General features: G+C 31.3%; 19 protein-coding genes and 1 other annotated feature. Of the genes, 17 read left to right on the top strand and 2 right to left on the bottom strand.

Translation table 11 applies throughout. The features are described from left to right. Positions 1 to 88 precede the first annotated feature (88 nt). The 9 genes from HYG85_RS02645 to HYG85_RS02605 all read left to right on the top strand — a co-directional run bounded on the left by HYG85_RS02645 (position 89) and on the right by HYG85_RS02605 (position 10,661). A complete protein-coding gene (locus tag HYG85_RS02645; RefSeq protein WP_212692169.1) occupies positions 89 to 1,090 on the top strand; it encodes a LacI family DNA-binding transcriptional regulator in 1,002 nt (333 codons plus the stop codon). A gap of 43 nt (positions 1,091 to 1,133) precedes the next feature. Then, positions 1,134 to 2,447, top strand: a complete 1,314-nt coding sequence (locus HYG85_RS02640; RefSeq protein ID WP_212692168.1) for a sugar ABC transporter substrate-binding protein — start codon at positions 1,134 to 1,136, stop codon at positions 2,445 to 2,447. A 111-nt stretch (positions 2,448 to 2,558) separates the two neighbouring features. Further along, the gene (locus tag HYG85_RS02635) at positions 2,559 to 3,485 is read left to right on the top strand and encodes a carbohydrate ABC transporter permease (RefSeq protein WP_212692167.1); all 927 of its coding nucleotides are present in this window, start codon (positions 2,559 to 2,561) and stop codon (positions 3,483 to 3,485) included. Next, positions 3,478 to 4,314, top strand: coding sequence for a carbohydrate ABC transporter permease (locus HYG85_RS02630; protein ID WP_113671539.1), 837 nt, complete (start codon positions 3,478 to 3,480; stop codon positions 4,312 to 4,314). Before HYG85_RS02635 ends, HYG85_RS02630 begins: the two co-directional genes overlap by 8 nt. Before the next feature lie 66 nt (positions 4,315 to 4,380). After that, positions 4,381 to 7,386, top strand: a complete 3,006-nt coding sequence (locus HYG85_RS02625) for an alpha-mannosidase (RefSeq protein WP_212692166.1) — start codon at positions 4,381 to 4,383, stop codon at positions 7,384 to 7,386. Positions 7,387 to 7,651: 265 nt separating this feature from the next. Continuing rightward, the gene (locus HYG85_RS02620) at positions 7,652 to 8,458 is read left to right on the top strand and encodes a VanW family protein (protein WP_212692165.1); all 807 of its coding nucleotides are present in this window, start codon (positions 7,652 to 7,654) and stop codon (positions 8,456 to 8,458) included. Positions 8,459 to 8,923: 465 nt separating this feature from the next. Continuing rightward, positions 8,924 to 9,244 carry a PadR family transcriptional regulator gene (locus HYG85_RS02615; protein WP_212692164.1) on the top strand — a complete coding sequence of 107 codons (321 nt, stop codon included), beginning with the start codon at positions 8,924 to 8,926 and terminating at the stop codon, positions 9,242 to 9,244. A gap of 2 nt (positions 9,245 to 9,246) precedes the next feature. After that, positions 9,247 to 9,885 (top strand): ABC transporter ATP-binding protein, encoded by a 639-nt coding sequence (locus tag HYG85_RS02610; RefSeq protein ID WP_212692163.1) that lies wholly within the window; start codon positions 9,247 to 9,249, stop codon positions 9,883 to 9,885. Beyond that, entirely contained in the window at positions 9,882 to 10,661 is a 780-nt protein-coding gene (locus tag HYG85_RS02605) for an ABC transporter permease (RefSeq protein WP_113671534.1), read from the top strand. Before HYG85_RS02610 ends, HYG85_RS02605 begins: the two co-directional genes overlap by 4 nt. A 287-nt stretch (positions 10,662 to 10,948) precedes the next feature. Here HYG85_RS02605 and tyrS read toward each other — a convergent pair whose 3' ends face one another. Next, the gene (gene tyrS / locus HYG85_RS02600) at positions 10,949 to 12,196 is read right to left on the bottom strand and encodes a tyrosine--tRNA ligase (protein WP_212692162.1); all 1,248 of its coding nucleotides are present in this window, start codon (positions 12,194 to 12,196) and stop codon (positions 10,949 to 10,951) included. 122 nt (positions 12,197 to 12,318) lie between these two features. Continuing rightward, positions 12,319 to 12,581 (bottom strand) — a binding site (T-box leader). Between the two features lie 247 nt (positions 12,582 to 12,828). On the opposite strand from tyrS, the gene HYG85_RS02595 reads away from it, so the two are divergent. Together HYG85_RS02595 and HYG85_RS02590 are read left to right on the top strand one after the other, a co-directional pair. Beyond that, complete coding sequence (locus tag HYG85_RS02595; protein WP_212692161.1) at positions 12,829 to 13,998, top strand: iron-containing alcohol dehydrogenase; 1,170 nt, start codon at positions 12,829 to 12,831, stop codon at positions 13,996 to 13,998. Between the two features lie 22 nt (positions 13,999 to 14,020). After that, a complete protein-coding gene (locus tag HYG85_RS02590; protein WP_212692160.1) occupies positions 14,021 to 14,503 on the top strand; it encodes a flavodoxin family protein in 483 nt (160 codons plus the stop codon). Between the two features lie 106 nt (positions 14,504 to 14,609). Here HYG85_RS02590 and HYG85_RS02585 read toward each other — a convergent pair whose 3' ends face one another. After that, complete coding sequence (locus HYG85_RS02585) at positions 14,610 to 15,299, bottom strand: SOS response-associated peptidase (protein ID WP_212692159.1); 690 nt, start codon at positions 15,297 to 15,299, stop codon at positions 14,610 to 14,612. Positions 15,300 to 15,525: 226 nt separating this feature from the next. On the opposite strand from HYG85_RS02585, the gene polX reads away from it, so the two are divergent. The 6 genes from polX (at position 15,526) to HYG85_RS02555 (ending at position 20,876) form a co-directional block, all read left to right on the top strand. After that, positions 15,526 to 17,232, top strand: coding sequence for a DNA polymerase/3'-5' exonuclease PolX (gene polX, locus HYG85_RS02580; RefSeq protein WP_212692158.1), 1,707 nt, complete (start codon positions 15,526 to 15,528; stop codon positions 17,230 to 17,232). A gap of 102 nt (positions 17,233 to 17,334) precedes the next feature. Then, complete coding sequence (locus HYG85_RS02575; protein ID WP_212693683.1) at positions 17,335 to 17,880, top strand: ferritin family protein; 546 nt, start codon at positions 17,335 to 17,337, stop codon at positions 17,878 to 17,880. Between the two features lie 414 nt (positions 17,881 to 18,294). Then, positions 18,295 to 18,756: a DUF6323 family protein gene (locus HYG85_RS02570; protein ID WP_212692157.1), complete on the top strand. Its 462-nt coding sequence runs from the start codon at positions 18,295 to 18,297 to the stop codon at positions 18,754 to 18,756. Continuing rightward, positions 18,756 to 20,063 carry a DUF6179 domain-containing protein gene (locus HYG85_RS02565; RefSeq protein WP_212692156.1) on the top strand — a complete coding sequence of 436 codons (1,308 nt, stop codon included), beginning with the start codon at positions 18,756 to 18,758 and terminating at the stop codon, positions 20,061 to 20,063. The genes HYG85_RS02570 and HYG85_RS02565 overlap by 1 nt, the downstream gene beginning before the upstream one ends. A gap of 160 nt (positions 20,064 to 20,223) precedes the next feature. Continuing rightward, positions 20,224 to 20,472, top strand: a complete 249-nt coding sequence (locus HYG85_RS02560; RefSeq protein WP_113671524.1) for a hypothetical protein — start codon at positions 20,224 to 20,226, stop codon at positions 20,470 to 20,472. A gap of 95 nt (positions 20,473 to 20,567) precedes the next feature. Continuing rightward, positions 20,568 to 20,876 carry a DUF2752 domain-containing protein gene (locus tag HYG85_RS02555; RefSeq protein WP_212692155.1) on the top strand — a complete coding sequence of 103 codons (309 nt, stop codon included), beginning with the start codon at positions 20,568 to 20,570 and terminating at the stop codon, positions 20,874 to 20,876. Positions 20,877 to 20,979 lie beyond the last annotated feature (103 nt).

Below are 20,979 nucleotides of genomic sequence, written 5' to 3'. Positions count from 1 at the left end.
ATATTGATAATTATGATATTATGGAGTAGAAAACCGGTTCACTATTACGGTCTGAAGCAGTATTTCAAGGTAAAAAGGTGGTTAAAGAATGAGTACAATTAATGATGTATCAAAATTAGCTGGAGTTTCAAAATCGACTGTATCCAACGTGTTTAATAATACTAAATATGTAAGTGAAGAAATTACTGACAGAGTTTTGAAGGCTGCACAAGAGTTGAATTATTATCCTAATAAACTAGCTACAGGTCTAGCCAATAAAAAAACTTATATGATAGGTTTGTTTTTAGAAAATCTAGGTGAGTTTCGAAGTATGCATCATCAGATCATTGAAGGTGTTGCTATGAAATTGAATGAGTTCAATTATAACGTTATCCTATATATTGATAGAGATAATGAAAAGATACCTAAAGGTGCTAAGTTAAGGATAGAACCAATAGATGGAGCGATTATCTTGGACCCGGAAATCGAAGATATACGTATCAAAGACTTCGTTAGCTCGGGTACGCCCATCGTATTGGTTGGAAAAGCACCAAAATCATATGAGAACTTAAGCAGTCTAGATGTGGATAATATTGAAATAGCTTATAGTGCAACAAAAATGCTCATAAAGAACGGTCATGAAAAGATTGCATTCATAAACAGCAAACCTAATCTAACTATAACTTCTGACCGTTTAAAAGGATATATAAAAGCTCTATCAGAGAACCAGATTGATTTTGAACCTTCTTATATATATAACTGTGATAATACAATAATAAAGGCAAAGAAATTAGCAGGCAGTATTTTGGAAAAGGGAGAATTCAGTGCGATTATTACTGAATCAGATGTAGTGGCACTTGGGGTATATGAAGAAGCAAAATCTAAAGGTATTAACATACCAGGTGACATTTCCGTTTTCGCATTAGGTGGTATGGATTATTTCTTGACTCCTGAAGTCAGCAGGGTAGTAGTAGATTATAAAAAATTGGGTGAGGCTGCTGCGAAACAGATAACCATGATTATAGATAATAACCAGCAATCATCAAATCTCATCCTAAATGAATACAAAATTATTAAAACAGGTTCTGTAGGACAAGTGTCAATAAGATAAACAAAAAAATATCATAAGTATAAGGTTCTAGGGAGGATATAATATGTTTAACACTAAAAAAATGTTTACTATTGTTATGAGTATATTAATGGTAATGAGTTTATTTACTGGATGCGGCTCAAAAGAAACAGTCTCCAATGGAGATTCACAAAACACTGATGGCAAAGTGAACGAGCAGCATGGAGATAGTAAGAAACAAGTTAAACTCAGTATTTGGTGGGCGAGTCAAGATGAATTCAAACAACCACTGTTAGATGCCATAGCAGAATATGAGGCTGAACATCCTAACGTTAAGATTGAACCAGAATGGTTAGCTAATTTTGATTACTATGATAATTATAAAGTTGCTCTAGCAGGAAAGACAGCTCCTGATATTGTAAAGATAGATCATGTATTTGTTCAAACTTTAGGTTATAATGACCAGATTTTAGAGTTAAGTGAATTTGGAGCAAATGACATTAAAGACAAATTTGTGGAATCAGCATGGAAAGCAAATATGTATCAAGATAATGTTTATGCATTACCATTTGACGCTAATACATTAGCATTGATGTATAATGAAGATTTATTGGCTAAAGCAGGCAAAGAAGTACCTACTACATACGAAGAATTAAAAGATGTTGCGTTAGCAATAAATGATTTAGGAGAAGAAGGTGTATATGGATATACTGTTCCAGTTAACCCAAAGGGAAGTGGATTCCTATCTTTCCAATTTAGTTCATGGGTTGCTAGAAACGGTGGTTCTATCCTAAATGACGATTGGAGTGCAAGTACATTAGACAGTAAAGAAGCTGTTAATGCATTAAAGCAAGTAGATGATTTACTTAGCTGTGGAGCCATACCACCAAATGTATATCTTGAAAATGAATTCTATGAAGGTAAAATCGGGTTATTAGAAATGGGATGTTGGAATATAAATAGACTTACTGCTGATGAAACAGCAAGTTTGAATGTTGCACCATTAGTATCGTTGAAAGACGGTGTTACAGGATATGCACCATTAGGATTATATAGTCTTGCGATAACAAAAGCAACAAAACATCAACAAGAAGCATATGATTTCTGTAAGTTCCTAGCAACCAATAAAGATCTACAGTTATCCTACGCTAAACAAACTCATCTAATGCCTTCATTAAAAGATTCATTAGAGGATGAAATGTTTAATACTCCAGAGTGGAAAGTATTTGTTGAACAATTCAAAAATACTGTATCAAGACCAGGAAGTCCAGCATGGCCTTCAATTGACAAGCATCTTTCAAATGCAATTCAAAAAGTTCTTACTGGTGTTGCAGAGCCAGAAGAAGCGTTAAAGGAAGCAAAAGAATTATGTGACGAAGAGATAAAAAATATCAAATAGAATCCTAGTCAACAATTGCATAAATAAAATAGGGCATCTAATAATATAGGCTAAATAATCTATTAGCTGTTAGTATTATTAGACAGCCCTTATTTTGAAAGAAGGTTAATGATGAAAAGTAAGGCTGTTAAAGAAAACAAGAAAAGTTATAAGAGGATTAGAGTCAAATATAAAAATGAAATAATAGCATATAGAATGCTTGCAATACCATTAATTCTTTGGGGAATATTTTTTCTGTTTGCATTGTTTAGAGTAATATATCTTAGTTTTACGGATTGGAATATATTCAAAGCTCCTGATTTTGTTGGATTAGATAATTATATTCGTATATTTACTAATGATGGAGGTCTATGGAAAGCCTTTAACAATACTTTCATATGGACTATATTTACTGTAATAGGACATAATCTAATTGGGCTTGGCACAGCTTACATGATTACTTGTATTTCAAAAGGAGAAAAGTTCTTCAGGGCGGCACTATTCTGGCCTATACTAGTTTCACAGGTTGTAGGAGCTACAATGATAGAATGGATTTTTGATCCAAGTCCTTATGGTTTCTTGAATACAATATTAGGTCATTTCGGAATCAAATCCGTTGCTTGGTTGTCAGACCCAGACATGGCGTTGATATCATTAATGCTTTATCCACTGTTTTTAGGTTTTGGAATAAGAATGCTTATTTATCTAGCTGGATTAAAACAAATCCCTAAGACATTCTATGAAGCTGCTAAGATTGATGGGGCAAGTAATTGGACTATCTTCAAAAAAGTTACAATCCCTCTATTAAAACCAATCATCTTATTAAATATAGTATACACTACAATTGAAAGTTTTAAGGTAATAGGTCCAATGCAGCTTGTCACTAAAGGGGGACCTATCGGAAGTACTATGTCAGTGGTTCTTAGAATATATCAAGACGGTTTTGTTGAGAATAAAATGGGATATGCATCGTCTATTGCAGTTATGTTTTTCATATTTATTCTTATTGTTACTATTATACAATTCAGATTTGAAGGGGAGAAGGTAACTTATGAATAAGGGTAAAAATAAAATCAGGAACACAATATTTTATATCATCTTGAGTATCTTTGCATTTGTTCAACTATTCCCTTTTTATCTGAGGATAGTGTACTCACTGCAACCAAAAGATTTCTTGCCTGAAATGGGTAAAATATATTTATTGCCAAAAGGATTCCATTTTGAGAATTATGTTCAGGCATGGAAAATGTCAAATTTAGGAATAGGATACAAAAACAGTTTGATTTATGTTACAATATTTACTTTGGTAAGTGCATTCATTGCAATTTTAGTAGGTTATGTAATTGCAAAGAAGAAGTTTAGAGGCAGAAAAATAATATTTGTCATGTTACTATCAACATTGATGGTACCCGCAGAAGTATTATTGATACCTAACTATATCCTAGTCAGAGATTTAAAGATTCTAAATACTTTGGCTGCACTTATTATACCAGGATTAGTCAATATTGTAGGGATATTTCTTGCAAAGCAGTTTTTAGAAACCCTTCCTGATTCAATAATCGAATCTGCATACATAGATGGTGCTAGTGAAATGAAGATTTTCTTTAAGGTTGTATTGCCATTATCAGGACCTGTGATAGCTACATATTTCATAATCACATATACTCAGATGTGGAATGATTATCTATGGCCTATGATAGTTACCAACAAAGCAGAAGTATTTACAGTTCAGCTTAGTTTAATGGGATTTCAGACTAATTTCCAGACTGGGTACGATATGATTCTTGAATCGGCGGCATTGATTACGACTTTAGCACCAATAGTAATTGTATTTTTAATATTCCAGAAAAAATTCGTTGAAGGAATCAGTATGACAGGAATTAAATAATTGTTTTAGTGAGAAAATATTAGCAAAAGTTAAGCAAAGTTAGATAAGATGGGAGTAAGTATAATTATGCCATATAATAAAAAAAAGATGTATGTCTATATTCAAAACGTGATTGATAAAGTTAATAAAGCTATGTATGAAAAAGTGGCAGAATTAGATGCTGTTGCATGGATTACCAAAGAACCAATTCCATTCCATGAACGATGTAATGGAGAGGAAAAACAAGTTCGCATAGGAGAAACTTGGGGACAATTATGGGATTGTGGATGGTTTAATTTCACAGGAGAAGTTCCTAAGACACAAAAAGGGCAAAAAATCGTTCTGTTGATCGACGTTAATGGTGAGGGTTGTGTTTTTGATAAAGAAGGTTGTCCTATTAGAGGATTAACAAATATAAGCTCTTCCTTTGATTTTTCATTAGGAAAACCTGGCAAAAAGGTTGTACAGTTCCTTGAAAACGCTGAAGGTGGAGAAAAAATTGATATATGGATAGAAACAGGTTGTAATGACCTATTTGGCAGATATAGTAAAGAGGGTACTCTGGAAGAGGCTTGTGTTGCTGTATGCAACCAAGAGATGAGAGCTTTATATTATGATTTTCAAGTATTATATGAATTGATGTCGCAGTTACCTGATAGTGAATCAAGGCATATGAGTATACTTTATAAATTAGATGAAGCTACAAAAGTCTTGAAAGACTATACAGAAGAAGAGGCAGTCAAGGCAAGAAAAATATTGATGAGTGAGTTGAATAAAAAAGGCGGGGACCCATCTTTAACAGTAAGTGCTATTGGTCATGCTCATATTGACCTAGCATGGCTATGGCCTATTAGAGAAACTATTAGAAAAGGAGCTAGAACCTTTTCAACAGTACTAGAGATGATGGAACGTTATCCAGATTATATTTTTGGAGCTAGTCAACCTCAACTCTACGCATGGATGAAGGAACGTTATCCTAGTCTATATAAAAAAATTGAACAAAGAATCAAGGAAGAACGATGGGAAGTACAAGGTGCCATGTGGGTAGAGCCTGATACCAATATTTCTGGTGGAGAAGCATTGATTAGACAAGTGGTATATGGTAAAAGATTTTTTAGAGAAGAATTCGGTAAAGATATGAAGATACTATGGCTCCCAGATGTCTTTGGATATACTGGTTCATTGCCTCAGATACTAAAAAAATCAGGTGTTGATTATTTTATGACCATAAAATTGTCATGGAGTGAAATTAATCAATTCCCTCATCATACATTCAATTGGCAAGGTATAGACGGTACAAAAATATTATGCCATATGCCTCCAGAAGGAACCTATAATAGTTCAGCCAGTCCTCAAGCAGTTAAAAAGACAGAGGCACAATACTTGGATAAAGGAGTCTCCGACAACTGTCTAATGCTATTTGGAATAGGTGATGGTGGTGGAGGACCTGGAGCAGAACATTTAGAAAGACTTGAAAGAGTTAAAAATCTGAATGGATTATCACCTGTAGTTCAAGAGTCTTCACTTGATTTCTTCAAAAGGATAGATAAAGATTCTCATAAGTATAAAACTTGGAATGGTGAGTTATATCTTGAAAAGCACCAAGGTACTTTTACGTCACAGGCAAAAAATAAAAAGTACAATAGAAAAATGGAAATAATGTTGAGAGAATTAGAACTTTCATCTATGTTAGCACAGATAAATGCTCAGATGGTATATCCACAACAAGAAATTGAAGAAATATGGAAAGAAGTTTTACTATATCAATTTCATGATATTCTACCTGGTTCATCTATTAAACGTGTATACGATGAAAGTCTTAATAGATACCAAGTATTAATGAACAAAACGCAAGAAATGATTCAAAAATCTCTTGAAGCAGTAGCTGATAATATTGATACTCATGGAATAGATAATCCTCATATGGTATTTAATTCACTCTCATGGGAACGTAAAGAGTGGTTAAAAGTAAAAGATGATTGGCAATATTTATCAGTACCACCAATGGGATATTCAGTGGTAGACGAAAAAGAAAAAGATGATATTAGTGATAAACTAGTAGTAAAAGAAGATTGTTTGGAAAATGAACTAATCAAACTACAGTTCAATGATGATGGAACAATAAAATCAATATATGATAAAGAATACCAACGAGAGGTTATACAAGATGGTGTAGAAGCTAATGTATTAGCTGTTTATGATGATCAGGGAGATGCATGGGATTTTGATATAAATTATGACGAAAGACCATTTGACAGTTTTCAACTTAGATCAAGAGAAAACTATATAGATGGACCAAAAGCAATTATGAAACAAGTATATAACTTGGGAGAATCAAAGCTTATACAAAAAGTTATTCTAACAAAAGATAGTAGAAGAATTGATTTCAAAACCGAAGTTCAGTGGCAAGAAAGTAATAAAATGTTACGAACTTCTTTCCCAGTGGACGTATATGCTACAGACGCAACATGTGATATCCAATTCGGTACTATAAAACGCCCACTTAACAGAAACACAAGCTGGGAATCTGCCAAATACGAGATATGTGCTCATAAATGGGTAGATATTTCCCAAAGGGATTATGGTGTAGCATTGATGAATGATTGCAAATATGGATATAAGGTTCTAGAAAATACTATAGATTTGAATTTGTTGAGAAGCACTAATTATCCTGGTGTCAATGCTGATAAGGGCAAACATGAATTTACTTACTCTCTATATCCTCATAATGGAGATTATGTAACAGGTGAAGTTGCTAAAAGAGCAGATGAACTTAATATTCCACTGAATTGTATAGAAGTCAATTCAAGTAAAGATCAATTACCAAAAACTAAAGCGTTCATTGAAATATTAGACGGAGATGTAGTAATTGAATCAGTTAAAAGAGCAGAAGATGATAATGATATTATAGTCAGATTATATGAAAATAATAGTTCAAGTGTTAATGCTCAGATATTCTTCAACTTTGATGTAAAATCCGTCCAATTGGTTGATATGATGGAGGAAAACTCCAGTGATATACCAATTGAGAAAGGTATAGTTAATCTAAGATTCAAACCTTTTGAGATACACACATTGAAGGTTAATATCTAATTAGATAGAGCTTATAATGTATAATTAAATAAATTATTTATTAAAAATATAATAAAAAAATTTGGTTAAGTCAGATATTAACCAAATTTTTTTATTGCCTTTAGTGAAACAAACTATCAGACAAATAAATATTAATTAATATCTGAGTAAGAAAAAATTAATATTGTCTTAATAACATTTAATTGTTATGAAATACTATAAAAGAATAATTATTGTATAATAAATAAGTTGAGACATATTAATAATGCTATTAGGAGGAGATATTGTGTTTGGTAAACAGAAAAATGGGATGAAATTTCTTAGGACAAGGTTATTCTTGGATAACTTGAAAAGTTTTATAAAAGGCTGGTTGCTTAAGTTTACTAATATGAAAATCGGGAACCAAGAAAGTATTAGTGAATGGCATCTTATATCTGAATACAAAATAGATATTAATTGGAGAGAGGAATTAGGAGAGGTAAATCATAGCAGAATACATAACATGAGCCTAGGGGCAGATACAATCAATGGAACACTGCTTAAGCCTGGTAAGGTATTTTCCTTAAGAAAGATTCTAGGAGAGGCGACTATACAGAAAGGATATGCACAGGGACCTGTTTTCAGAAATGGTAAAACTACTTATACTACAGGTGGGGGGCTTTGTCTAGATAGTTCAGTTTTGTTTAATGCTGTATTATATGGTAATCTGAAAATATTAGAAAAATATAATCATAGTACCGACTTATGGGGAGAAGATAGATTTGTAGATCTTGGCAGAGATGCAACCTATGTTTACGGAAGAAAAGATTTGAAATTTCAAAATAACACTAATTCAGATATAGTAATTAACATGGGTGTATCAAAAGAAGACTTGTATATATGGTGTAAGATACTATCTAGAGATCAAGTGGTAACCAAGGTCAGGGTTGAAAAGAATATATTGAATGAATTGTTGCCTGAGGATAGCGAGAATATAGAATTTGTTAAAGGGTGGGAAGTTATAACTAATAGATATAGTCAATTAGATGATGGAGAAATGCTTACTTATTCTAAGAAAGAGATATATAAACCTTTTGTGAAGGGTATAAGTTAATAAGTGTTGTGAAGATACATGTAGAATTTTAATAGTTCTGGTGTATCTTTTTTATGTGTTGGAGGTGAGTCAGAAAAAAGAGTTTTGTTCTGACGTGGCATTTGCAAAATAGTATATGTATATGTTACGCCAGCTACTTGCTCGTCCATGAGCTCAATAAATAATAATGGACATCGAGTCCATTATTATTTCTGACAGTCCAGTAGGGCTGTCAGATTAAAAGCTGGGTTCGGCGTCCTGCCTCACTACTCCACATATACATATACTATTTTGCTTTAAGTGTCTTGGTTTTAGTTCACAAAACTCTTTTTTCTTCTGACGTGGTTTACTTATAGCTATCAGATGTTTAAACATGTTAAGATAACAAAAAAAATTAGTATTGACAACACAATAATGTCAGATTATAATATAATCACAATACGATATCGAAAACCGATAACAATAAACGATATAGGAGTTAATAATATGAAAAATAGTATAAGTAAAAGATTATTTCAAGGTTTTATATGCCTGCACATTTTACATCACGCAAGTAAAGAACCTATATATGGGAGCTGGATGCTGGAGGAATTATCAGAACATGGGTATAAACTTAGTCCAGGAACTCTGTATCCTATATTACACAATCTTGAAAAAGAGGGATTCATTAATCATTATAATGAAAAGGTAAAAGGGAAGATCAGGAAATATTACTCCATTACAGAAGAAGGAAAAAAAGAGTTAAAGGAATCAAAGAGATATTTGGCAGAACTTATAGGTGAAATAGGAGTTGAAGAGGAGGAATAAAAATGTTTGAATTACAAGGTGTGAAATTTAAACACATAATAGATTTACCATCATTAAAAATTCAAAAAAATAAAATTACAACATTAGTAGGGGAAAGTGGAGGAGGAAAAACAACAATACTCAAATTGTTAAACAAAATGATTTCACCTACAGAAGGTAAGATATTATTTCAAGGTAAACCACTTGATGAAATAGATTCAATTACACATCGCAGACAAGTAACAATGCTATCCCAAACCCCAATTGTATTTGAAGGCAATATCAAAGATAATCTTCTAGCTGGATTGAAATTCCAAGATAAAGAATTCCCGGATGATGATTGTCTAAAAGAGATATTAAGAAAAGTCCAATTGAATAAAAATCTTGATGATGATGCAGAACTTCTGTCAGGTGGAGAAAAACAAAGACTATCCTTAGGAAGAATCCTTCTCCTTGATTCACCTGTGTATCTATTAGACGAACCATCATCAGCCTTAGATGACAGTACAGAAGACCTAATAATACAGATGATCACCAAATTTGTAAAAGAAAACAACAAAACCCTCATAATGGTAACTCATTCCAAAGAAATAGCAAACAAATATTCTGATACAATAATAAAAATAAATAAAGGAAAACATAAAATGGAGGGAGACATATGAATGGAATTATAGACTTAACAGTCATACAAGTAGCACTAGCCTATATTTTTGTGCTTTTTGTACTTGTCATAGTGAGGCTCAGAGGAATCAACAGAGAAAAAGAAATAATAATATCATCAATAAGAATGACCCTACAACTTATCCTTACCGGTCACGTACTACTATTTGTATTTAACAACCCAAATCCCTATATCACCATAGCCATAATAATAATAATGGAGATTTTTGCAATATACACCATATTCAAAAAATTCAAAACAAAACTATCACCACAGCTAAAAAAAGTCATAGCACTATCAATGAGCATCGGCACATTAATATGCCTGACCTACTTTTTATTTGTAGTCATCCGTATTCCAAAATGGTATGAACCCCAATACTTTATCCCCATAGCCGGAATGCTCATAGGAAACTCAATGACAGGCATCTCTCTAGGAATAAACTCACTAATAGAAGGAATGACAACCAATAAAGCTACAATAGAAGAAGCGCTAATCCTAGGCGCAACCCCACAACTAGCTTCCAAAAATGTAATAAATAAAGCCTTCGACTCCGCAATACTCCCAACAATCAATTCAATGCTGGGAATGGGAATAATCTTTCTCCCAGGTATGATGACCGGTCAAATACTAGCAGGAGTAATACCAACAACCGCCATAACATACCAAATAGCCATCATGCTAGGCATCTTCGGCTCAGTATCATTAACCGTAATAATAATGCTCCACCTAGGATACAAAACATTCTTCAACAAACAAAACCAACTACAAAACTAAAACCTATCAAAATTCAAATAATAATCTAATAATATTTTACACTAATACACTTACCAACTTGTAAATTACAAACCTCATACATCTGACTATTACAACTAAACAACGCAAAAAACAAAAAGTGGTATATGGTTCGTTTTACGAAGACCGTTCCTTCAGGAGTAAGGCGAAGTAAAACGAACCATATACCACTCACATACTACACGTTAGTCCACAATAATCTATACATTCAATTAAACACATACTAACCTTATCCACACCAAAACTAAATTTTAGTAATTATTACATATTTATTTGACAACCACCTTCAAATACTTCTTCTTACCCCTCTTCAAAACAATCTCACCATTCTCAACCCTATCTTCACCAACAACTAAATCAACATCTTCCACCTTAACTCCATTAATACTAATACCACCCTGCTTAATTAATCGTCTGCCTTCTGACTTAGTACTCACAAATTCACACTCAAACAATAAATCAATAACAGAAATACCATCTTTTATCAATTTCTCTTCAACCTCAATAGCAGGCATATCACTAGAAATCTTATTCTTATCAAATAACTCAGTAATAGTCTTAAGAACCTTATCAGCCTCTTCCTTACCATGAACCAACTTAGTTATTTCATAAGCCATCAACCTCTTAGCACCACGAATATCTTCTTTACATAAATCTACAATCTCATCCATAGGTACTCTAGTAAACAAACGCAATAACATCTCAGTATCATCATCATTCACATTGTAAAAGTATTGGTAAAAATCAAAAACAGTAGTTTTATCTCTAGCCACCCATAACGTACCAGATTCAGTTTTACCCATTTTTTTACCTTCTCTTGTCATAAGTAGAGGACAAGTAAGTCCAAACATAATATCTCTTTCATCATTATTAGCTATATTAAGTTTTCTTCCAAGATTAGTTCCAGCAACAATATTTCCCCATTGGTCACTGCCACCGATTTGCAAAGTACAACCGTACTTTTTATTCAAGTAAACAAAATCATAGGACTGCATAAGCATATATCCCATCTCTAAGAATGTAAGTCCGCCTTCTTCTAATCTCTTAGAATAAGCATCAGCTGAAAGCATAGTATTAACATTAAAATGAACACCTATATCTCTCATGAAATCAATAAAATTATAAGGATTAATCCACTCTGCATTACTAAGGATTAAAGCTGGATTATCACCATCAGTCTTGATGAATCTACTTGCAAGACGTTTAACTTCTTCCACATTATATGCTACTTGTTCTTTCGTAAGCATTTTTCTCATATCACTCTTACCACTAGGATCACCAATAAGTGCAGTTGCACCACCGATAACTAGAATACCTCTGTGTCCAGCATCCTGTAAATATCTAAACATCATTAACGCAAAAAAGTGTCCTATATGCAAGCTGTCAGCAGTAGGGTCAATACCCAAGTAAAATGTAACAGGTGAACCGCTGTTCAGTGATTCTCTAATATCTTCTTCGTGTGTGGATTGGTATACATAACCTCTCTCTAGTAAAGTTTCAAAAACATTTCTATCCATTTTTCTTACCTCCATAAAATAAAATATTTATAAATAATCTTTAGGCCTTAAGATATATTCTCGTTAACATCAACTTTGATTAAAACATATAAAAAAATGCAAATAAAAAACTCTCATCCTAATAAAAGGACGAGAGTATAATTCTCACGTGGTACCACCTTGATTCATTGTCATATTACTATAACAATCTTAATAAGCACGCTGTTTGGTAATTCCAAAAGGATGCCCTGGTATTATAACGTATACCTAACGTCACTAGTCTACTTGATAACTTTCGATAGGAAACTCAAAGATGTATTCAAATCAGCTTGTTTGATGCCTCTCACCAACCGGCAACTCTCTTGAAAACGCTACTGATCCTACTAATTCTTATCACAGTTTTTAAATATATTTAACAATCAAATTGAATTAACTAAGATTATATGCTCATATTATATGCTTGTCAAGGGGAAAAATTGATAAAAATTATTTAGAATATTTAATATTTTGTAAAAAACAAAGAAATATTTCTAAAAATAATAAATGACAAAATAAGTATTTTAATATAAAATATAATTTATAGGATTTCACATTTTGGAACATCTTAACAAATGAATATTAAATAATTAATTAACAGCAAAGGAATGAGTCATATGGTAAACTTCAATTTTGCTAAAGTACCACAAACGATTTTCCATCCAGGAAGTATTAATGAGATAGATTCTTTGCATATTGTAAAAAGTGCAAAAAATATATTACTTGTCACAGGAGCAAACTCTTTTAGAAATTCTAAGTATTATGGAAAATTATTAGAGAAGATGGTAAATACTAATATATATGAGACAAGAGTAGTAAGAGAGCCTTCTCCAGAAAGTATAGATAATGAAGTAAACAAGCACAGAGAACATGATATTGAATTAGTGATTGCCATTGGCGGAGGCAGTGTCATGGATGCAGGTAAAGCTATTTCTGCAATGTTGACTCAAAAAGACTCAGTCATGGCATATATAGAAGGAGTAGGGGATGGAAAGATTCATAATGGGGATAAAATACCTCTCATTGCAATACCTACTACTTCAGGAACTGGTAGTGAGACAACGAAAAATGCTGTTTTAAGCAAAGTGGGAAAAAGAGGATTCAAGAAATCCATACGTCACGAGAATTTTGTACCAGATATAGTTATATTGGATCCAGAACTAATGATTAACTGTCCATCTAATGTAACAGCTGCTAGTGGGTTAGATGCACTGACTCAATTAATAGGTTCCTACGTATCCACCAAAGCGTATCCTATGACAGAGGCATTAGCCGTTTCAGGTATAGAATACTTTGGTAAATCTTTTCTGTCAGTATGTAAGAACGAATATGATTCTATAGAAAAACGTGCTAGTATGGCTTATGCTTCTTATATATCAGGGATTACATTAGCAAATGCAGGTCTTGGCATTGTTCATGGTTTTGCTTCAAGTGTAGGTGGTTATGCAGATATACCACATGGGGTTTTATGCGGTACATTGTTGCCTGAGGCAGTCAAACTTAATATTAAGCTATTACAAGAACAACAAGATGAGATTTATTTGAAGAAATATGCTAAAGTAGGTGCCATACTTACAGGAAGTGATGAAAAAAATATAGATACATCTTGCAAAGAATTGGTAAATATCTTAGAGTATTGGATAAATGAACTGAAGATACCAAGACTTAAGGAGTTTGGTATTACAGAAGAAGATTTGGATTGTATTGTAAAAGCAACTAATAATAAAAATAATCCTGTTAATCTAAGTAACGAACAAATGAAAAGTATACTTTTATCAAGATTATAAAAAACGAAAGGTGGAAATATTTATGGATAATGGTAAGAAACTTATTGTATTTTACTCTTTAGGTGGAAACACAAGATTTATTGCCGAGGAAATAAAAAAAGAAGAAAATGCCGATTTATTAGAACTGAAACTAAAAAAAGACATTAAATCAAAAGGATTCTTAAAGTATTTAATAGGGGGAAGACAAGCAATAACGGATAAAAAACCAGAATTATTGCCATATGACGTTAACCTAGATGATTATGAAACAATCTTTATAGGTTCACCTATATGGGCTAGTCATTTTTCACCAGCAGTAAACACTTTTTTATCAGAGAATGCAATACTAAATAAAAATATTGCCCTTTTCTGTTGCCATGCTGGTGGAGGCGAGGGAAAAGCTTTTAAACATTATAAAGAGAGATTAAAAGGTAACAGATTCATCGGAGAAATTGAAATAAAAGATCCTCTAAAAGCCAAGACTGAGTCTGTTAACAAATTAAAAAATTGGTTGAAGAATATATAGAAATATATTTTGATGGGGACTGTCGGATAATATGCTATCTCCAAAAATGTATTATCCGACGCCTTATAAAAAACTAATTACTAATTCTTTTTACTGTCTGTACAAGTCAAGAAGATACAGGTTTTGTACATAACGGGCTTTCATTTTTTGGTGAGTTGACTAGACTGGATACCTCATAAGCTTCCATTTCTGAAGTTGGGTATGGTTTCAGTAATGATTTTAGATAAGTTATATCTTTTATATTAGGATTCAGCCAACTTTTTTCATCGTCTTTATTCAATATTACAGGCATTCTGTTATGGATATTGGACATTAAAGTGTTGGGTGTAGTAGTTAATATTGTACAAGTACTTATTTTTTGTTTGTCCTTAGTGTAATATATACTATATAGACCAGCCATACAAAATAGTTTGTTGTTTCTCATAGTGATAAACATTGGTTTTTTACTGTTTTTTTCTTTTTTCCATTCATAGAACCCGTTAGATAATATAACACATCTATTGTTTATAAAGGATTTTTTATAAGATGGTTTTGTTTCTACAGATTCGCTTCTTGCATTAATCATTTTATATCCTATTTTTGTATCTTTTGCCCAAGAAGGAACAAAACCCCATCGTAAATAACCTATTCTATCTTTTTTGCCATTTGAGGCAACAGATAGAACTTGTTGGCTTGGAGCAATATTATAACGAGGAATATAGTCAAGATTGGAAGCTATGTTTTCTATGTCGAATCTACCTTTTAAGATATCAACCAACATGTCATAATCTAATGTTAAAACAAAACGACCGCACATATTAATCCTTCTTTCTTATTAGAATTTATAATCATATATTGTACATTATATCAAATAAAATTATAGATTCAAAGGGTATAGATTAATTACACAAGTACATCATATCTGTTTTAATTACTCATTAGTATAGATATTTTATTTAGTGCTAATACTAATATTTAAGTTAGGGATAACTATAGATATGGTTACTAATACAATAGAATTTATATAAAGGGGCGGTGTCATAATGACAAAAAGTGAAGTAATAAAAATTCTCAATGAAATAGGGTTGTTATTAGAATTGAAAGGTGAAAATTTCTTTAAATCCAGAGCCTATTATGATGCAGCTAACAAGTTGGAAGTCATTCAAGAAGATATACAGACTTTGGTTTCAGAGAATAGATTAGGAAGTATAAAAGGCTTTGGAAAAGCATTAACTAGTAAGATAACCGAACTTGTTACTACAGGTGAATTGGAATATTATACAAAATTGAAAGAGACCGTACCTAAGGGACTAGTAAGTATGCTCCGTATATCAGGATTAGGACCAAAAAAAATAATGACTATATATAAAAGTCTTGGTGTAAATACTATAGAAGAGTTAAAAGAAGCTTGTGAGAATAATAAATTATTGGATTTACCAAGATTCAGTAAAAAAACTCAAGATAAGATTTTAGAAGGGATAAAGAATTATAATGAATATTCTGAAAAGTTTCATTATCCTATTGGTGAAGTTTTATCCTCCGAGTTGTTAAAATATATTAGAGAAAGTGGTATTGTGCAAAGATGTGAAGTAGCAGGAAGTTTAAGAAGAAAAAAGGAAGTGTTAAAGGATATAGACCTATTAGTAAGTAGTGATGAACCTGATAAAGTAATGGATTTATTCACTTCTCATTATTATGTAAAAGAAATAACTGGCAAGGGAGAAACCAAGTCAAGTGTAGTGTTGCAAAATGGAATGAATGCTGACATTAGAGTTGTTAGTGATTCACAATTTCCATATGCACTTCATCATTTTACTGGTAGCAAAGAGCATAACACAGCACTTAGGCACCTAGCTAAGAAGCAAGGAATAAAAATGAATGAATATGGTCTTTTCAAAGATGATGAATTAATTGTATGCCATAATGAAAAAGATATTTTTAATGTGTTCGGTATGGAGTTTATTCCACCAGAATTAAGAGAGAATTATGGAGAACTTGAGGCTGCTGAGAATAAGGAATTACCTGTTCTTGTAACTAATGAAGATGTAAGGGGAGTCTTTCATACTCATACTAATTACAGTGATGGTAATGCTACAATTGAACAATTAGTTATAGATTGTATGAATAGAGGATATTCTTATCTAGGAATTACTGACCATAGTAAAACAGCCATTTATGCAGGTGGTCTTACAGAAGAGGATATAAAAAGACAACATGAAGAGATAGATCTCCTTAATGAAAAATATCATGATTTTAAGATATTGAAAGGTATTGAATCAGATATTCTTCCAGATGGTAGTCTGGACTATGATGAGCGAATTTTACAATCCTTTGATTTTATCATTGGTTCTGTCCACAGTGCTTTTAAAATGGAACAGAAAAAGATGACAGACAGAGTAATTAAGGCAATTTCTAATCCATATATGAGTATATTAGGGCATCCGACTGGTAGACTTCTTCTTAGCAGGGAAGGATATAAAATAGATATTGAGCAGATTATTGAGGTTTGTATTGAAAATGGTATAGTTATAGAAATTAATGCTAATCCTTATAGGTTAGACCTTGATTGGAGACACATGAAAAATGCAAAAGAAAAAGGCTGTAAATTTGTTATTTCTCCGGATGCACATAGTATCAAAGAGTTTGATTATATGAGGTACGGTATAAATGTGGCAAGAAAAGGCTGGTTGGAAAAAAGTGATATTATAAATACTTTGAATAAAGATGAAATAGTTAAATATTTCTTGTAGGGAAGTCGATATTAAGTATTAAGTAAAAGGCTCGTTGTATTTGGAATAAAGTATGATATAATATTATTTAGTTAAAAATGGGAGATGATTACTGTGAAAAAGATGAGATGTTTAATTTGTGGAATGATCATAAACGATAAAAACTATAATATGAATGATTCTACATTTATTGATAAAAATGAAGCAGACGATATAATTAGGTGTCCTTTTTGTGGCGTTTCAAAAGAATACCTAAGTGATGATGAGGAATATATCAATTTTAATCTAGACGACTTAGATGATAAAACCAGGAAAGTATTGGATATGGGTATGAAATTAGAAATATTCAATGGTGATTTTTATGCTGAAGCTAGTAAACAAGCAAAGGATGAGAAATTGAAAAAAATGTTTAAGGACTTGAGTAATATTGAGATGATGCATGCAAGAGTTCATAAAAATTTTGGCGGTTTTGAAACATTACCAAGTCTTAGAAAAATGGATTATACAAAGCATAATACTGATGAACTATTATTGATGGAAGCTAATAAAAGAGAGAAACATGCAATTGCATTTTATGATCGTTATTTTGATAAGGTTCCAGATAGTATTAAAAAAATCTTCAAAGCTTTATCTGATGTTGAGAAGGAACATGTTACAATAACTGAGTAAACCTAATATTGAATCTTACATACTTGTAAGGTTGTACATAAATTTTGTAAGGAAAATGAATGTTTTTATAGGTTGGTGTTTGGTATAATATAAATATGTTATTACCAAAGGGGGAATGGACATGATTAAAAAACTAATTAAATATGGATTTCTTTCATGTTTTCTATTGTTCTTGAGTTATTTAGTTATTAGAATAGTGAATAGTGATTGTATTGATGAAGAATAAAATATAATTTGATATAAAAAATAAAAAAGGTATGGGTACATGCCTTTTTTTGTTGACAAGAATTAATGAATGATATATAATAAAATTTAAAGCTTAATTATATAAAAAGACATAATAAACCAACTTTACTATATCATATTTTGGTTTTTTTGTCAAGGTTTTTGGATGAATTTATTTAGGAGGTTGTTATGAAATTACCGATTATGATTATTAATAGTTCAACGGAGCAGCAGGTCAATGAGATTATTAGACTTAATGAAGAGACTGTAAAATATGGTCTTACACTTTCTAAGCATGAGATTATGCAGATTATTGATGTTAGGAATGATTTGTTAAGAGGATATGGACGTATTGAATTAGGTACAGAAGTTATTAATAAATTAATTAAGAGTTTTTATAATTCTTCTTATATACAACAAGATATGTATATGTCGACTCTAATGGAATTACAAGAAGTTTTTTATTATATGAAGAATGAGACCGAAGATAATCTTAGTGATGATGAGATTATAGAGATCTTAAGAGAGTTTTTTGAGGATTATTGTAAGGGGTCTATTGAGTTATTGCAAGGAAGGGAAATTGAGAATTTTGCAAGGAATCAAAGAATCAAGTACCAAGAATCTGATTTTTTGAAGGGGGTGTCATTTTAATGAATAATGATTTGTCTTTACAGCTAATTAATAAAAATAATATAGAGACATTAGTTATATTGAAGAAATTAATAGCTAAATACACTTTTGGTGAAAGTTCGTCGGTGAAAGTAGAAGTTGCGGAGAATCTTTTACAGTCTATTCATTACTCAATTGATGCTTATGTAAGTGGATGTTCACAGGAAGAGGGATTAATTACCTTACAAAGTGAAGGGATTACAGAAATATATGAAAAAGGATTAAATATAGTAAAATTATGTTTGGAGGAATGTAAAGGGCTATACAAAAATGTCATTGATAATAAGCTTCAAATAAATATACAAGCTTATAACGATACTTTACACACAGCTATACCATATTTTTTAAGGGATTATAATTGTTTGTATAATGCTCATGAAACTATTTGCTGTATTGATTATCCATTAGCAATTGATGATATGGATATACAGGGAGTTTTTTATATTAGAAAGTATCTAGAGACAATCATGTTAGAAAATAAATTCTGCAATTATTTTATTAATGAAATAGATGAAGTGTTAAGTTGTTATGGACAGTTATACAAGTTAAATTATAGTGAAGCGTTAATAAATGTGTTTGAAATAGTAATCAATAACTATATATTTTTCTTAATAGCTGAAAATAAAGGAATTAGTATTCATATTTCCAAGGTTGATTATGAAATGATAGTAAGTAAAATCAGTAATTTAGAAAGGGAAGATCTTAATAAGCTGTTGGATAATATTTTTAAGGAGATAGCTGTTAATTTAGATATTAAAGATAAGGCGCTTATACATTATATTGAGGAGTATAAGAGTGTTTTTAGTGACAGGCTGATTAGTAATATCAAGCATGGTAGCTTAAAATATATGGTTATAGTTGATGATACACAAAAACTGCAAGAGATAAATTTATTGGACACAGATGATAGGATGGATGATGATTCATTCAAAGAATTGGTTAATACAATTCAAGAATGTAATGATACACAAGACATTATTAATATTATTAAGAATAATGTGAAATCGTTAATTGATTTTATAGATATTTTAAAAGCCGATTGTCTTTTTGGTGAAGAAACGTTTTATAGTATATTTAATATATTGAATGATATGGAATTAGCTATTTTAGGTAAGGTAGTCTATGATGAAGAGTTAAGATATAGAGAAGGGATTGACCTGTTGTTGATTGATATAGGTGATAGGGAAAAAGAATGGGAAATATATTATGATGATTTTATAAAAGATTTAGATAAAGATAGAATTAAAAACATTAAATGGCTAATGAGTAATTATAATATAGTGATATAATTTATATATTTTAATAAAATATTATGAATTTTATTAAAATATATATGGAGTGCATAATATCATAATATAACATAATATATAAAATAAATTGACATATTTAGACAATTACTTTATAATTATAACATAATATAGCTTATATGCTTGAAAGGAGGCAAATGACATGGGAGTTGCTGCTTTAGTCTTAGGAATTGTTTCTGCAATTGCTGCATTTATACCATTTTGTAACACAATAGCATTTGTACCTGCTGTAGTAGGTCTAATCTTAGGTATAGTTGAAACAGTTAAGAAGAGCAAAAACAATGAACCAAAAGGTATGGGGATTGCAGGAATAGTGCTTAATGCATGTGCAATAGTACTAATTATCATCTGGGTAATTTGTTTAGGATCTGCAATTGCAACAGCGCAATAATGAAAAAGAGGTTTATAATTTATAACTGGGTTTTCCTAGGGATATTGGTATATTTTATTTGTTTACCACTGATTACACCCATAATGGTAAAGGTTATGCCTGATTTATGGATCTGTCCATATCAAAAATATACAGGTAAAGAATGTCCGTTTTGTGGTGTTACAACGGATTTATACCGTTTGTTCAGGAATCCCCAAATATTAGGCAACATTAAGAATTTTAAAAATCCTGTTTCATTAATAGCCTTAGTATTAGGTTTGTTGGAGTTTCAGTATAGGATAATTATATTGATAACGGTTCAGAAAATAAAAAGAATCAAGGGGATTTTTATAACAGATATCATCATACATATATTATTAATAAGTATGTTTTTTTCTTTGGCTATTTATTTTTGGGACAAGTAAATTTAATATTTCTTATAAAGAATGAGTATCTAAAACGGGGAGCTTAATAAGCTCTCTTTTTTTTAATATATACCTTTAATTGGTCGATGTATTCTACTCTTTT

This window comes from Vallitalea guaymasensis (assembly GCF_018141425.1).
Lineage (GTDB): Bacteria > Bacillota > Clostridia > Lachnospirales > Vallitaleaceae > Vallitalea > Vallitalea guaymasensis.
This window is presented reverse-complemented; position numbering and strand designations above follow the sequence as displayed.

Excerpts from the sequence above, each read along its gene's own strand:
- HYG85_RS02645 (WP_212692169.1), top strand. The coding sequence starts at position 89 with ATGAGTACAATTAATGATGTATCAAAATTAGCTGGAGTTTCAAAATCG.
- tyrS (WP_212692162.1), bottom strand. The coding sequence starts at position 12,196 with ATGGATAGAAATGTTTTTGAAACTTTACTAGAGAGAGGTTATGTATAC.
- HYG85_RS02565 (WP_212692156.1), top strand. The coding sequence starts at position 18,756 with ATGAATAATGATTTGTCTTTACAGCTAATTAATAAAAATAATATAGAG.
- HYG85_RS02610 (WP_212692163.1), top strand. The coding sequence starts at position 9,247 with ATGTTTGAATTACAAGGTGTGAAATTTAAACACATAATAGATTTACCA.
- HYG85_RS02560 (WP_113671524.1), top strand. The coding sequence starts at position 20,224 with ATGGGAGTTGCTGCTTTAGTCTTAGGAATTGTTTCTGCAATTGCTGCA.
- HYG85_RS02605 (WP_113671534.1), top strand. The coding sequence starts at position 9,882 with ATGAATGGAATTATAGACTTAACAGTCATACAAGTAGCACTAGCCTAT.
- HYG85_RS02635 (WP_212692167.1), top strand. The coding sequence starts at position 2,559 with ATGAAAAGTAAGGCTGTTAAAGAAAACAAGAAAAGTTATAAGAGGATT.
- HYG85_RS02555 (WP_212692155.1), top strand. The coding sequence starts at position 20,568 with ATGCCTGATTTATGGATCTGTCCATATCAAAAATATACAGGTAAAGAA.
- HYG85_RS02595 (WP_212692161.1), top strand. The coding sequence starts at position 12,829 with ATGGTAAACTTCAATTTTGCTAAAGTACCACAAACGATTTTCCATCCA.
- HYG85_RS02585 (WP_212692159.1), bottom strand. The coding sequence starts at position 15,299 with ATGTGCGGTCGTTTTGTTTTAACATTAGATTATGACATGTTGGTTGAT.
- HYG85_RS02625 (WP_212692166.1), top strand. The coding sequence starts at position 4,381 with ATGCCATATAATAAAAAAAAGATGTATGTCTATATTCAAAACGTGATT.
- HYG85_RS02575 (WP_212693683.1), top strand. The coding sequence starts at position 17,335 with ATGAGATGTTTAATTTGTGGAATGATCATAAACGATAAAAACTATAAT.
- HYG85_RS02630 (WP_113671539.1), top strand. The coding sequence starts at position 3,478 with ATGAATAAGGGTAAAAATAAAATCAGGAACACAATATTTTATATCATC.
- polX (WP_212692158.1), top strand. The coding sequence starts at position 15,526 with ATGACAAAAAGTGAAGTAATAAAAATTCTCAATGAAATAGGGTTGTTA.
- HYG85_RS02570 (WP_212692157.1), top strand. The coding sequence starts at position 18,295 with ATGAAATTACCGATTATGATTATTAATAGTTCAACGGAGCAGCAGGTC.
- HYG85_RS02615 (WP_212692164.1), top strand. The coding sequence starts at position 8,924 with ATGAAAAATAGTATAAGTAAAAGATTATTTCAAGGTTTTATATGCCTG.
- HYG85_RS02590 (WP_212692160.1), top strand. The coding sequence starts at position 14,021 with ATGGATAATGGTAAGAAACTTATTGTATTTTACTCTTTAGGTGGAAAC.
- HYG85_RS02640 (WP_212692168.1), top strand. The coding sequence starts at position 1,134 with ATGTTTAACACTAAAAAAATGTTTACTATTGTTATGAGTATATTAATG.